A 16036-nucleotide genomic window follows, 5' to 3' on the forward strand; every position below is an offset into this window, starting at 1 on the left:
AGCAATGAATTGAATATAAATTAAGTTTTCATGTGTACGTGGTGTTGAGCCAAAAACGAGGGGTGTTTCTACATCCCTCTCTCTTTTTATAGAAATACCAGGTTCATTTTCTTCCATCCTGATTGATGCCAATCAATTGTCAATTTGAAAGGAGTTGGTGCACAAAGCAGCGTAAAAGCGCAAAAAGGGTAAGAGATGTACTAACTACACATAAAAACTTGTTGAACAATGCATTACGAAAATGCTTCAATCGCGCTCTACGGTTAGGCGCGTTGACGAACATGACAATTTAAAGGACGAATTCATTTGGGCACTACACATTCATTATATCCATTGTTTTTAATCATTCGTCAACTCAACTTCTCAATACGTGTTATTCTTTCCAAAGCAGCTGAACTATAAAATAATTTAAAGGCGTTGATTTTGAATTCGCTATAACCCGGCCCTATCTAAGCCAACCCAAAAACAAGCGTAAGTCAGCGCTAGATGATATGTTTCTACCATCTCTATTTCTTTAAAAAGTAGAGATGAAATGCTGAAATAAACTTGTGTGAAAGGTAAAAGAATGATGGGCGGAAATAACCCTTCAAGGTTATTACAAGTAAAGCGGACATAAACCTTATAGTATTACACATGAGAAGCGTATTGTCGGGATCCACTGCAGCCCTTTGCCTTTTTTTATGCACAGCTCAATCTAGTTCTGCTCAAAAACTGCCCTCTTCCGGGCAACCAAGTAACGTCTCAGCTGTCTCAATACAAAAATTAAAACTCACTATACGTGATCTGGAAGATGGAGCCTTGTTGGACAGTGTATCTGTTGTTGTTGGTTCAAAAAAAGGCTATACCAATGATAAAGGATATATAGAACTGGATAGTGTGAGAACATATAACTCGGTTTCTATTTATAAAACGGGTTATTACCCTATTGTCAAAAAGCTAAAGACAGAGATGCAGGTATTTCTTTTAAAGAAAGAAAAGGCGTCTGGTGTTGCTATTATCAATAATGGTTTGTTTGAAAGGCCTGCAGAACATACGTCGGGCTCAACTGTTGTTGTTAGCGGGAATGAATTAAGAAAGGTCAATGCACTGGACTTTTCTGAAGCGTTACGATTCTATGCACCATCCTTTGTGGTTACACGAGATAATAATAATGGCAATGATCCTAATGCAAGTCCTGATATTAAAATCAGAGGCTCGTATAGTTTCCCGGCATCAGCAGCTGTGGCCGGCTCTGCAACTACTGAAAATATTGGTGTGCAGGTAAATCCCTCTTCCGGCGATTTTATGGCTAATACTATTGCCAATCCCAATCAACCGCTCTTTTTTGTAAATGGCGTTCAGGTGGCATTGCGTTCAGCCCTGGATATCGATATCAATCGTATTGAAAAAATAACCCTGTTAAAAGATGCGGCTGCAACAACTGTATATGGAATAAGAGGTGGTAACGGTGTTGTGCTTATTGAAACAGTACGTCCAGCAGAAGGCAAGATGCGGGTTAGCTACAATGGCCAGGTGCAGGTGACTGATGCTGATCTTTCCTCCTATAACTTAATGACAGCACAGGAAAAGCTGGCATTTGAGGAGCAAAATGGTTTATATGCCGCCAATCCTGAATTATACAAGGCTCGTCAAAACCAGGTGCTTAACAAAGGAGTACAAACCGATTGGTTGCGCTTGCCATTGCGTCAGGGCATTGGAAGTAAACATGCTTTGGCCCTTGACGGTGGAAGTGACGAAATGAGATATGGATTGGACTTTTCTTACAATGATGTAGAAGGGGCCATGAAAGGGAGCTATAGAAAAACAAGCAGCTTTGGTAGCTTTTTCAGCACCCGAATAAAGAATGTCTTTTTAAACAACTACCTGACCTTTAACAAAGTTAACGGTGCCAACTCTCCCTATGGAAGTTTCCAGAACTACGCTATGCAAAATGCCTACTGGAATCCATATGATAGCATTACCGGGAAGATGACCAAGCTGATGGAAGATGCTGGAGGAGGTAAGGTTTATAATCCCGCCTATAATGGTACATTATCAACGAAAGATGCTACAGATTATACTAGAATAGCCAATACCACCGATTGGGTTTGGCATATGGGTAGAGGTTTTAAAATGAACGGTAAAGTGGGGTATAGCCGGCAAGCGGATCAGATTGACTTTTTCCTGCCTCCAGGCCATACCGAATATGCCGATTATTCGCCGGAGCAGTTTTTCTCACGCGGCGAATATTTCCAGGTAAATAATACGTTCATTAATATAGAAGCAGCGTTAGGACTGAACTATCAAAAAAAGTTTGGACAGCATCAATTATATGTATCTACTGGTGCTACTGGTCAGCAAACCAACAGCGAGTCTGAGGAAATTTATGTAAGGGGATTCACCAGTGATAAACTGACCGATATTGCATTTGGTAATAGCTATGCCAATGCGCGTCCTACCTCCGGAAAGATCAATACAAAATTACTTTCGGGTTTTGGCAACATGGCTTATAGCTATGATAACCGTTACCAGGTAGAGGTTTCAGGCAATGCCGATGCCTCCTCTCAGTTTGGTAGCGATCAATTAATAGCACCCCATTGGAGTGCTGCTGCCAGCTGGAACTTACACCAGGAGCACTTCTTCCGTAGCAATAAAGTACTTGACCTGCTAAAATTGCGGGCCAGTGTAGGAACTACCGGTACGAATGCTTTCTTATCTTACCTGGGCCAAACCTCTTACAACTATTACACAGACAGGCAATATATACCAACGAATGGTGGATTCGGCACAAGAGGTATTGGTTTAGGTGCTTACTTAACTGGTTTTGCCAATGAGAATCTGAAGGCGCCACAAACATTTAAGCAAAATATTGGCCTGGATGCGGTATTGCTGCAAAAGCGCTTATCCATTCGCTTTGATGCATATCGTCAAAAAACAACCGATCTGATCCTGCCGGTGTATTCACCTGCTTATACCGGATTCCAGGACTTTGGGTACTACGAGAATGCTGGCATTATTGAAAATAAAGGATTTGAGTTTCAGGTAAACTATAGCATCATCCGCAATGCTAAAAAGTCTATTTACTGGAATTTGATCTTCAATGGCATCCATAATGAAGACCTTGTTTTAGAGACAAACGAATACCTTGATAGACTGAATGCGGAAAATGATCTTTCGCTTGATCAAACACGTCCACAACAGCGTTATGTAGTTGGTAAACCTCTGTCTGGTATTTGGGCGGTTCGCTCCATTGGTATCAAACAAGCAGGACAGGAGGTCTTTAAGAATCTTGGTGATACCTATTCCACCACCTGGAATGCCGCAAACAAGTTAATGGAAGGCGATAGGACGCCACATTTGCAGGGCACATTGGGTACATCTTTATCGATAAAGAACCTATCTGCAGGAATTTATTTTACTTATCAACTTGACGTTGAAGGATATAATCAAACATTGGCTGATAAAGTAGAGAATGCCAATCTATTCTACAATGTGGATAAGCGCGCTGCTGCTAATCGTTGGACACCAGCGGGTGGCGAAGCCTTGTACAAGCCTGTTATGGGCGCGACGCCAACCTATGCTACCACTCGTTTTATAGAGCGCAATGATCAAATTAATTGTTCTACAGTGTCATTGGCCTACACCTTACCACAAAGCTTTAGTGCAAGAATAAAAGCCCAAAATTTAAAGGTAGGATTAATGGGTAACAACCTATTTGGCTGGTATGCGATGAAGGCAGAGAGAGGCATCTATTCTCCTTTCCAGCGCCAGTATACTTTTTCAATTAACACCACCTTTTAAAGCTGATAACAAATTATAAGAGTATGAGAATGTCGAAATCAATATATATAGTGGCAGCTTTACTATCACTTTCAATAACCTCTTGTAAAAAGTTGCTGGAGGAATCCGCTCCATTACAAGTTGGTAAGGAGGAGATATTTTCCACTGAGCAGGGTTTTAAAGAAGTGATAAATGGTGTATACCTGCAAATGGGTACGCAGGACATGTATGGCCGGGACTTAAGTTATGGAATGCTATCTGTTTTGGGTAGAAGCTATGACACCACCATAAAGCCTGAGCTAGGCGAACTGTATTACCAGGCTGCTCAATACAATTTCCAGAATGGCAGTGTAAGATCGGTAATGAGCAACATCTGGAAAACATCCTATAGCAGCATTGCCAACATCAATTATATGCTGGAAAATATGGAAAGCCATAAAGCGCTGTTCACTGGCAATAACTATAATACGATCAAAGGGGAAGGGTTAGGACTGCGTGCGTTTTTGCATTTTGAATTATTGCGTTTATATGCACCATCGCCTGCCGCTTCAGGATTGACAGCACTTGCCATTCCATATATGACAAAGTTTAGCCCCTATGCTGTGGCCTCTTCTACAACAGGGGTCGTGTTGGATTCCTGCATTGCTGATCTGAAAAATGCTGAAGCGCTTTTAAGTGAGACGGATATGAATACATCTCGTTTCTCTGTATGGGCAGCAAAAGGATTATTAGCGAGACTGTATTTATATAAGGGCGATAACGTCAGCGCCTTGCAGTATGCGAAGGCGTTGATCAACAGCGGTAAGTTTCCATTGGCCACCGCCACCTCAGACTTCCTTTTTAGCAAAGAATATCTATTCTCTTTATATACGTTTCAAAACAATATTGGCTTACTGTATAAAACCGTCTTTAATACAAAGGCGCCGCTGGGTTTATCTGTTAATGGACAAACCGCCTTGTTTGTGACAGGTGCAGGTTCCGCCACTGCAGATTGGAGAAAATCCTTTGTTGACCCTGCAACAGGAAGTACCTTTTCGGGTACGCTAATACAACCGCGTAAGTTTGTCAACTCTGCAACTACCAATAATTACATCACTCCATTGATCAGAATGACCGAGATGTATTATATCGCTGCCGAATGTGCTGCTGGTAACAATGATCTTGGCTATGCTACTGATTTAATGGATACCGTTCGGGTTCACCGCAACCTGGCAAAGTATACGTTGGCAAGCTTACCTGCTGATAGCCTGAATACGGAGATCAAAAAAGAATACCAGAAAGAGTTCCTGGGAGAGGGACAGGCCTTCTATTATTTCAAACGTAAAAATCTACCGATCTCGGCCTTGCCCTTTACCAGGGTGCCAGTTGTAGCCGGTGCATCGTATGTTTTTGTAAGACCTGAATAATATGATTTCGGAAAAGAAATTTAGATATAACAATATAGCACAATCGATTTGTATGTTTCGTAGCAACAAAAATAGTCAACCTAACACTTTCTTCCTTTCAACAACTATTAAGTGTTGTTTATTGGCATTGACGCTGATATTGGGTGCTGTACAGGCAAAATCCCAGGAAAATATTATTGAGGAACTAAAAGGTGTAGTTAAAAGCGATAATGGTGATTTGTTGGCAGGAGCCAGTGTTTTTGTACAAGGTACCAGGCAAGTGACCACTGCAGGGAAGGATGGTTCTTTTATACTGAAAAATGTTGCAGCCAATGCCACCATCAGGGTGTCATTTGTTGGTCACACGCCTAGAGAAATTAAATTAAAATCTGGCCAAACCTTTATAGAAGTACGTTTGAGTAGTAATGCTGCTACTTTGTCTGATGTGGTAGTGAATGTGGGATTGTATAAGCGTCCAAAAGGAAACTTCACCGGTGCTGCCAAATCATTTAGCGGAGAAGAATTGAAATCCGTGAATCCTACCAACGTATTACAAGCTTTAGCAATAGTAGAGCCATCTATGCGTATTGTTGAAAACAATGCCTTGGGTAATGATCCTAACCAGTTGCCCATTTTGCAGCTTAGAGGTCAGAACAATTTACCCATTACAACACAGGGAACTACATCAAGTGCGGCAACCCCTGTATCAAATGGTGATATGATGTCAAGCTATTTGTTGAACCCCAATCAACCGCTCATTATTGTAGATGGATTTCAAGCAACCTTGCAATCGTTATACGATATGGACATTAACCGTATTGCCAGCATCACCGTTTTGAAAGATGCAGCAGCTACGGTAGCCTATGGCGCCAAAGCTGCCAACGGTGTTATTGTTGTAGAAACAAAACAACCTTTACCTGGAAAATTGCAAATCAGCTACTCTGTTAATGGAAGTGTTGAATTGGCTGACTTATCTTCCTATCGTTTGCTAAATGCCAAAGATTTTTTAGAGGCACAGCGCCTGGCAGGTATTTATAGCGATCCGGATAATCATTATAATGATGTGGCACTGAAGCAATGGTACGATTATCGTTTGAACCAGGTGCAAAGCGGTGTGAATACGTATTGGCTATCACAGCCTTTAACAACCGGGCATACATTGTCGCATAGCTTGTCAGTAGGAGGAGGATCCGGAAACTTCCGTTATGGTCTTTCTTTAAACTACAATGACGCTAGTGGTGTTATGAAAGGTTCAGGGAGAAAGAATTTTGGCTTGAATTACAACCTTAACTATGTATTGCCAAACTTTCGTTTTTCCAATACTTCTTCCATCAATTCCAGTAGAGGAAATAATTCGCCATGGGGCTCTTTTTCAGATTATGCGAAGCAGTTTCCTTACTTCCGCCCTTATGATGATGCTGGTAACATCGTTAAGCTATTTGAGCCAACAGCAGCCGAACTGGGTTTTTTAATACCTGCTCCTGGCGGTAAAACATATACGAATAGTATGTACAACGCCACGCTGAATATGGTTGATTATTCCAATTATTGGTCGTACTCCAATGCTACCAATATCGATTGGTCGATCAACAGCAACTTCAAGGTGCAAGCCAACTTCCGGTTGTCAACTAATTTGCCTCAATCTGAAAAGTTTTTGCCAGCTGACCATACCGATTTCGCTGACGATGTTTTAGGCCGGTTTGTCGATTTAGGCTCTTATACAAAATCAACAGGTAAGAATTCTGCCATAGATGGTAGAGTTGGTCTGACTTACAACAAAAGCATTGGTAAACATTTGATTCTTACTGCGCTTGGTATTTCGGGCCAGCAAACGAGCGGTAATTCTCTTACCCTAAAAACAACGGGAATCCCTAATGATTATTTAGGGGAATTGGGAGCTGCCAACGGCTATGGCCTTACTAGCAAGCCTTCTTCCTTGATTAATAACACACGCAGTCTTTCCCAGTTTTTAAGTGTTAGTTATAGTTACAATGATCGTTATACAGCTGAGGCAACGGCTAATGCCAGCGGCTCTTCCCAGTTTGGATCTAATAATCGTTTTGCCCCTTTCTGGGCGGGTGGCCTTTCCTGGAATGTAGATAAAGAAAAGTTTTTTAAGAAGAACTGGTTTATTCAACAATTAAAATTCAGGGGTAGTTCTGGTATTACAGGTAATCAAAACTTTGCAGCATCAATGGCTCAGCAAATTTATAATTACAATTTGTCGAATGAATACCGTGGCCAGTTGGGTGCTTACACCAATGCGTACGCAAATCCCAATTTAAAATGGCAACAAACACTGAAGAATAATTTGGGCGTGCAAACCTCTTTATTAAATGGGCACATCCTGTTGAATGCTGAACTGTTTGTTGAAAAGACAAACAACCTGATTCTGCCGCTTGATGTGGCGCCATCAACGGGCTTTGCTACTTACCAGGATAATTTGGGTGCTGTAGAAAGCAAAGGCTACGAGCTATCAGTAAGTATGCCGATCATTCGCAATAGGGCAAGGAATATTTTCTGGTCGCTTGCATTTAATACAGGCCACGCTACAACCATTATTACTAAGCTTTCTCCGGCTATTGATGCGATCAATAAGAAGAATAATGAGAAAGATAATACCATAGATGGTGCAAAGAAGCAACAAACACCATTGCCCCGTTTTGTGGTAGGGCAGTCTATGAGTACCATTTGGGCAGTACGGTCTTTAGGAATTGATCCGGCTACAGGTAAGGAAGTTTTTTTGAAATTGGATGGTAGTAAAACGTTTGATTGGGATGCTAATGATAAATACCCGGTGGCTGATGCTCAGGCTAAGTTTAAAGGTATGTTTGCGTCTAACCTGACTTTTAAAGCTTTCACGTTCAACATAAACCTTTCTTACCAGCTTGGTGGATATAAATACAACCAAACCCTGGCAGACAAAATAGAAAACGTTGATCTGAAAAGTACCAACGCAGATATACGTGTTTTAACGGAGCGATGGAAGCAACCTGGTGATGTAACCTCGTATAAGGCCTTGACGGCAAATGGTAACACAGGGGTTTTAATGACCAATGCTACTTCCCGTTTTGTGCAACGCGATAACTTTATTGAAGCGTCCAGTATTACAGTAGGTTACAATTTCCCCAATAACTTAAACTGGGTGAAACGATTGAAGTTATCAACGCCTAAACTATTTATTACTCAAAACCAGGTCTTTCGTTGGGGAACCATAGAGGTGGAAAGAGGTACCGCTTATCCATTCACCCGCCGATTCAATTTAGGGTTAACCTCGACTTTTTAAAATGACAATATGAAACGGATTCATTTCAATATAAAACACTTGCGAAATACAGGTATGAATACAAGGTTATGGAAGGTGGCTATTGGGTTACTACTATTGGCACCTGGCATTACTGGTTGTAAAAAGTTTCTGGATGTGCAACCAAAAGACAAGGTGCCTGAATCCATCCTGTTTAATGATGAACAGGGATTTAAGGATGCCATGTTGGGCGTATACCTGGCTTTAGATAAGCCGCAAAACGGTGGAACCTATGGATTATATACGACCAACCTTACGATGGGCATGCTTTCTACATTAGCCTATAATTATGATAATGCAAAAACGGTTTCTGTAGGAAATAATGGATTTTATAGCAATGTAGTATCCTATAATTATGCTGATGCTGGAGTTAAGGCTGAAATGGCAGGTATCTGGGGCGGTATGTACAATACCATTTCCAATATCAATAACCTATTAAGCAAGATTGATAATAAAAGAGATGTGTTTACCAGGGATAATTATTTCCGGGTAAAAGGTGAAGCTATAGGTGCACGTGCAATGCTGCATTTTGACTTACTACGTTTATTCGGTCAATCGCCAGCTACAGGGCTCAATGAAAAAGCCATTCCCTATGTGCGCCATTTTGATATACGTCCAACTTCTTTTTCTACGGTAAGTGAAGCATTGGATTCTTGTATTCAAGATCTGCACCTGGCTAAAGGTTTGTTGGCATTAACTGATACGTCAGCGTTATCCCATGCTTCATATGACTTGTTTACCGGCTATACCCAAAACCATATCAATTACTGGGCTGTTGAAGCCTTACTGGCCAGGGCACATATGTACAAGGGCAACCTGGATAGCGCTAATTATTATGCAGCGGCAGTAATTGGTAGTAATAAATTCCCCTTAATTACATCCAATGTGGCGGCAGCTACTAACCTTACACGCGATCGCCTGTTTTCTCAAGAACTATTGTTCTCTGTGTACTCCAAAAATGTTAAGAACTACAATGGATTGTTTGATGTCAGTTCAGGTACGCCATTTCGCTTAATGCCGGCAGGTAAGACGGCGTTGTATACAACAGGAAGTGGAAGCGCTAATGATTATCGTAACATTTCCTGGTTCGACAATAACCAGGCAGGTGTACAGGTGCCTTCCAAGTTTTTCCAGGATAATAACCTGCCCTATCAGTTGCAAAGTAATGTGCCCATCTTGAGGGTATCGGAAATGTACTATATAGCTGCAGAAGCTGCTAACAGTAAGGGCGATATTGGTACTGGCGTTTCCCTGTTGAACCAGGTTCGTTTGAGTCGCGGTTTAGCTGCTTTAAATGCATCAGGCATAAGTACTACCGATAGCGTTTCAACAGAGATTATGCGCGAATATCAAAAAGAATTTATGCAGGAAGGACAAACGTTCTTTTATTATAAGCGATTGAACAAAGATCTATCAAAGGTTACTTCTACTACATCTGTCATACCTGCCAATGTGTACGTATTCCCATTGCCGGACAAAGAACTGGAGTACAACCATTGATAAATGCTTAATAAAGACAATTTTAAATTACACGATATGAAAAAATGGACCGCTTCCATTTTAGTAGCTGGGATTCTAAGTGTGTTTACTTCTTGTGAACCGGATAAACCCCTGCGATTTGAAACAGCTGACGGTATTTACTTTAATGCCGCTGCTGATAGTATTATTTATTCATTTGCTAAATATCCTAACCGGTTAGTTGATACGATAAACATTCCCGTTTCAGTGTTAGGCAAACCTGCTACGCAGGATCGCGAAATAGGAGTAATGGCTGTTGCTGATACAGAGGGAAATGCAATAGAAAATACACATTATAAGCTATTGCCACCCTATAAGATTTTAGCCAATAGTACTACGGCACTGATGCCTGTCGTAATATATCGTTCAGCTGATTTAGATAATGCACCGGCTGTTTTAAAGTTGCAGCTAAAAGAAAATGACCAATTCCAGCTAGGGATTTCTGCTAAGTCATCTATAAAACTCAAAGTGGGTTACTTACAAAAGCCACCATCTTGGGGCGATCCGACCGGTTTTCCCTGGGCAGGTGCTAGTACCAATTTTGGTACCTGGACCAAAACAAAATATAAATTAATCCTGGAGGCGTTGTATGATCCGATTAGCGGCACTACTGTTACGGAATTTGCAGGTAATCGTACCGTCGGACAGTTTCCTGCTATAAATACACAATACTTGCAAGCAGTAATAAACTATATCCGAACAAAATATCCAGGCAACTATACTGGTACGGGTGCTACACTTACCGATCCAGATATACCCAATAACCCTGTTATCAAGGTAGGACCTGCCAATTATTAATTCGTTTCTCTTGAAAACATTCATTCACGAAGAAAAAATATGAAAAAGCACTTTATACCTGCAAGCATATCTGTACTGATCTTATTTGCATTTGTTGCCTGTAAAAAAGATTTAGGCAATTATAAGTATACAGACGTCAACACCATTACAATTACCACGGACATGGCAAATGTTGATCCGCAAGTGGTAGTTACGAATGACTCCATTGTTTTAAGGCAAAATGATAGTCTGAAACTGGATATCCTATTGTCGCAAACGCAGCAAAGTGATGATCTATCGTATCAATGGCTCATTACACAGTCTTCATCAAGTGAGGTCAATCCAGCGCAATACATTTTAGGGAACGAAAAACAATTGCGGACAAAGATCACTGTGCCACCCAATATTTATCGATTGGTTTTAAAAGTGACCGATAAGAAAACCGGCGTGTCGTTTTATAAATATTATAGCATCAATGTTGATACCTCACCTTGGGGTGGTGAAGGTTGGTTAGTATTACAGGAACAACCTACTCAAGCAGGTTGTGATTTATCGATCATTACAGATCGTGATGGCAAAGGAAATGGAACAGTATACAATAATTTATATTTCCAGGCGAACGGTCATAAATTACCTCTAGGGACATATAAAACAGCCGTACTAAACTATAGCAGCACATTGCGTATTCAGAAAGTTTCATTTTTTTATCCTAACGGGGGAACGCAGGTACGTTCTTTGGATTACCTTGATTCTAGTAATCATAACGGTTGGTTTTACCTTCCTCCTTCTGTAGTAAATATTAAGGAGAATAATGTATTCCCGGCTACAGGGCAATATGAATATGTTATCAATAACGGCCAGATTCATTTCCAGCAGGTAAATGCCACATCAATAAAAACCCCGCCTATAAAATTAAGCGTACCCTTTTTGGGCACATGGTCCGAATTACATCCTTCTGTACTTATGGGTAATGCAGATGGTACGTTTACCGTTTTTGATAAGGTCAACCGTTGCTTCTTCACCATTTGGAACAATAGTGGAACGCCGACACTTGTTCCGTCTGCCAGAGCGGATACGGCTAATCGCCATTATGCCCCTTATCCAGCAGCCAGCGCTGCTAACTTATTGCCAACAGGCAAAGGCTTTGATTTGAACAATATGAGACATAACCTCGTATATGCCGAAAATGTAAGCCCAATGACAACAACTCCCATTTATTACGATTGTATTTTCAGAAATACACCTGGTGATTCTACCTTTCTATACCAGTTTCCGGGAGCAAATTCAGGAGCCGGTGGCGGATATGCCAATAATTTTGCGACAGGCCGTTTTTACTTAAGTGAAAGCAAGGTTCCTGGAATCACTACTGCTTCCATTTTTGCCATGCCTACATTTTTAACCATATTGGCAACGACCTACGGTGTGTTTTACTATGTACATGGTACGAATAAAAACAGTATTTATGTCTGTTCGCCATCTTATACGGGTACTATGCCTGCTACCACTACTTCTAGTTTGGGTCATAGTTTCCCAGTTGGAACTATAATCAAAGCCATGAAGGTATTTAAGTCAGGTTATAGCGCTACTGGTTTGCCTTCAACAGAAAGCAAAGTACTGGTGGTAGCTACCGATGAAACGGCTATTGGTAATGGCAATAATGTCTATTTCTTTAACCTGACAAATGCAGGAGGAATAATTACAACTCCATTCAAGGTATATTCCGGATTTGATAATATTGTGGATATCACCTTTAAGAAAGGTTTAGGTCTATAAGTTATATAAACTTACGCTTGCTATTAACCTGCTTCTGTTATGGGAGCAGGTTTTTTGTTTGAACCAGGATTTGGGGAGATTAAGGGATTAGGAAGAAATGGGTTGACAGGTTGACTAGTTGACAAGTTGATAAGTTGACAGAAAGGAGAATAATGAACAAGGAACAAGGAATGAAGAAAGAAGGGGAGGGGAATGGTCAATGCGCAATGTTCAAGTGGAGGAAATGACCACAACATGTAATGCCTTTTGCTGTAAGGCGTAACTCGTTTCAGCATCTGTTTTCACATTAAAGAAAGCCTAAACCCCACAGGAACACATACCCTAAAATCCCAATATCTCTTCTCCCAAATCCCTAAATCTCCCCAAATCCCGGTTCAGCCATCCTTCCTCCACTGCCACTCGGCCGCTCCTCCTATGCCATGCCGCTGCTCCTCCTTGGTTACTCCGTTACCCCCCAATAGTTACTCCGTATCCACCCCTCAGTAACTCCGTACCACCACCGTACTACATCCGGTCTACCTGCCCTCCCAGGTCCGTACACTAACTAGGCAACCTACTTACAAACAATTAGAAATAGTAGAGAAAAGCGTAATAAGAAGAACAGGAAATGTGCTAAAAGAGAAGAGGCTAAAGATACAAAAAAGCAACAGGTACTGCTAACCTAAGGCCAGGTATTCTAATAAGCGGCTTGGCGTTTAGCTTGCAGCTTGCAGCGTGAAGCCTATCGCTTGCAGCTTGTAGCTTGTAGCTGTCTCCTCACAGCTCGCAGCTCATAGCTCACGGCTCATGGCTTTTCCCTGCGTGCAGCGTATAGCTTACAGCGTGCAGCTCTCACTGCCGTTAACATCTCTACAACACTAAATCCTGATTCTCAAACTTGTCAACCATTTTCTATAGTTGGTGTAATATGTTTTAGATACGCATAAAGTAACTGGTAGCTTTAAAGGCATTTATTTAAAGCCTAATGCGATCATTGAAAAAGTCAACTAATATGCAATCAAAACGTATTGTTCTCTCCTTGTTTGTGGGTTTGCTGGTAGGTACAGCAGTGGCACAGGATACGGCTTCAGTAAAGAAGCCGGAAGCAGCGAAAGTAAAATCTTATGGGGAAGTGATCACTTCGAAAGCGGTAAGCACCCAAGGTTTGTTTACTGTACATAAGGTGGATGAAAAATATTATTTTGAAATTCCGGATGATTTATTGTCACGGGAGTTTTTATTTACCACACGTTTATCTAAGGTTGCTACTGGTAGCCCATTGTTTGGTGGAGAGCTTATGAACGGGATGATTGTATCATTTGAAAAAGCGCCAGGTGATAAATTATTTGTGCGTGCGGTAACCAGCGTAGCCGTATGTGATACATCAGATGCACTTTATCGTGCTGTAAAAAATGCAACGGTTGATCCTATTATTATGGTGCTCGATATAAAAGCACGAGGAAAAGACAATAAATCATCCGTTATTGATTTTACTGACTTCTATCTTAAAGAAAACCTGATTTCGGGCTTCAGTGCTGAAGCTAAAAAAATAATCAGAACAGGAGCGCCTGCGGCTGATAGATCATTTATCCTGTCAATGGATGCCTATCCGCAAAACATTGAGATTAAAACAATGAAAACTTACGGCCTCAGTGGTGGAGCTCCAAAAGAGGGTGAAGCTACTCCAGCTGTTTCATCTTTTGTCGGGGTTACATTTGAAATTAGCAACTCGGTATCGATCTTACCTAAAACTCCAATGGCGGCCCAGGTATATGATCCTCGCGTAGGCTTCTTCTCCGATAGTTATCAAGTGTTCTCTGATGCGCAACAGCGTGTAGAAGAAAAACGTTTTATTATACGTAACAGACTTGAGGTTAAACCAGAAGACCTGCAACGATACAAAGCTGGTGAACTTGTGGAGCCTAAAGAGCCTTTGGTATATTATGTTGATCCGGCAACGCCTAAGCAATGGCGTAAATATATTATTGCAGGAATTAATGATTGGAATGAAGCCTTTAAAGCGGCTGGCTTTAAAAATGCAATCATTGGAAAAGAATGGCCAGAGAATGATCCTTCAATGAGTTTGGAAGATGCACGTTACAGAGTAGTGCGTTATTTTCCTGCTGTAACTCCTTTCTCTTATGGACCAAAGTTGAATGATCCACGTACCGGCGAAATTTTACAATCCTATATCGGTTGGTCACATAGCCAGATTAAAACCTTGCATGATTGGTACATGGTTCAAGCAGGTGCCAGTGATCCTGGAGGAAGAACGATGAAATTTGATGAGGAGTTAATGGGTGCATTGATACGTGCTGATATTAGCCGAACGGTAGGTTTTACACTTGGTTTACGTGAAAACTTGGGTAGCAGCTCAACTATTCCGGTTGAAAAATTAAGAGATAAAAATTGGCTGGCTACTCATCCGTTTAACCACTCCATTATGGATTACAACCATTACAACTACGTAGCACAACCTGGTGATCAGGTTTCGCGTACGGGATTGATCCCTCAAATAGGTGAGTACGATAAATGGGCCATTAAATGGGCTTATACCTATACAGGTGTTACTGATTTTGAAGCGGACAAAAAAATTCGTTTGAAGTGGATCACTGATAACGTAAAGCCAGGTTCAAAATTAATCTTTATGGGAGATCAGGGTGGAAATCCAAGTGATCCGATCAATCCAGCTGCACAATGGGAAGATTTGAGTAATGATGGCGTTAAAGCAAGTGAGTATGGCGTTAAAAATTTAAAAATAGCAATGGCCAACCTGCTTAAATGGACTAAGACCGAAAATGGCACTTATTATACTACATCAGACCTGTATTATACTATATGTGATCAGTTCTCTTTTCTTATTCGTCAGGCGTATTCACAAATTGGTGGCGTTCGTGAAAACATCGCGAATTCAGGACAAGGCGATGTTTATGCTCCGGTTCCTAAAGCGACTCAAAAAGCGGCGGTGGCATTTTTAAATAAAGAAGTGTTTAATACGCCTACTTGGTTATATGATCCGAATGTATTGAATAAGTGGGCAAAGCCTGCCAAAAAAGAAAACTATCAAAAATTCCAGGATAATACCCTAATGTATGTAATTAATGAGGATCGTCTATTAAGAATGCATACCGCAGAAATGCGTTTTGGTAAAGAGAAGGTTTATACGGTTGATGAATTTATCACTGATTTGAATAAAGGTCTTTTTGCTGAATTGCAAACCCGCCAATCTGTTGATAGTTATAAACGCTTTGTGCAAAAACAGGCTGTAGGCTATATGCTTAAAATTGCACAATTGGGCGATAAACTTCCTGATGGGAAAACAGATAATTTAACTACCACTGATGTTCCTGTAGTGATGCGTTCTCACTTAAAAAATATTTTGGTTCAAATTAAGGCAGCTATTCCATCGTACACAGATCCAGTAATGGTTGCACACCTTAAATATATGTCGCAAAAAATCGACAGTTATTTAAATCCAAAGAACAATTAATTAGACTTTTATTAGAACGATAATAAAGCCGGTAATGAAATTAAAAATAAC

At 40.9% G+C, this 16036-nt stretch carries 7 protein-coding genes; all 7 read left to right on the top strand.

The annotated features are described in order from the left end of the window. Window positions 1-633 precede the first annotated feature (633 nt). The 7 genes from SY85_RS24730 to SY85_RS24760 all read left to right on the top strand — a co-directional run bounded on the left by SY85_RS24730 (window position 634) and on the right by SY85_RS24760 (window position 15985). The gene (locus SY85_RS24730; RefSeq protein WP_066409044.1) at window positions 634-3780 is read left to right on the top strand and encodes a SusC/RagA family TonB-linked outer membrane protein; all 3147 of its coding nucleotides are present in this window, start codon (window positions 634-636) and stop codon (window positions 3778-3780) included. Window positions 3781-3809: 29 nt separating this feature from the next. Further along, window positions 3810-5165 carry a RagB/SusD family nutrient uptake outer membrane protein gene (locus SY85_RS24735; RefSeq protein ID WP_158513034.1) on the top strand — a complete coding sequence of 452 codons (1356 nt, stop codon included), beginning with the start codon at window positions 3810-3812 and terminating at the stop codon, window positions 5163-5165. Between the two features lie 52 nt (window positions 5166-5217). Then, window positions 5218-8430 carry a SusC/RagA family TonB-linked outer membrane protein gene (locus SY85_RS24740; protein WP_158513035.1) on the top strand — a complete coding sequence of 1071 codons (3213 nt, stop codon included), beginning with the start codon at window positions 5218-5220 and terminating at the stop codon, window positions 8428-8430. A gap of 9 nt (window positions 8431-8439) precedes the next feature. Next, complete coding sequence (locus SY85_RS24745; RefSeq protein WP_066409050.1) at window positions 8440-9948, top strand: RagB/SusD family nutrient uptake outer membrane protein; 1509 nt, start codon at window positions 8440-8442, stop codon at window positions 9946-9948. A gap of 36 nt (window positions 9949-9984) precedes the next feature. After that, window positions 9985-10764 (top strand): DUF4843 domain-containing protein, encoded by a 780-nt coding sequence (locus tag SY85_RS24750; RefSeq protein WP_158513036.1) that lies wholly within the window; start codon window positions 9985-9987, stop codon window positions 10762-10764. Window positions 10765-10803: 39 nt separating this feature from the next. Beyond that, the gene (locus SY85_RS24755; protein WP_066409054.1) at window positions 10804-12516 is read left to right on the top strand and encodes a PKD-like family lipoprotein; all 1713 of its coding nucleotides are present in this window, start codon (window positions 10804-10806) and stop codon (window positions 12514-12516) included. A gap of 991 nt (window positions 12517-13507) precedes the next feature. Further along, window positions 13508-15985 carry a zinc-dependent metalloprotease gene (locus SY85_RS24760; protein ID WP_066409056.1) on the top strand — a complete coding sequence of 826 codons (2478 nt, stop codon included), beginning with the start codon at window positions 13508-13510 and terminating at the stop codon, window positions 15983-15985. Window positions 15986-16036: the final 51 nt, after the last annotated feature.

It is taken from the genome of Flavisolibacter tropicus (genome assembly GCF_001644645.1).
In the GTDB taxonomy this organism is placed as follows: domain Bacteria; phylum Bacteroidota; class Bacteroidia; order Chitinophagales; family Chitinophagaceae; genus Flavisolibacter; species Flavisolibacter tropicus.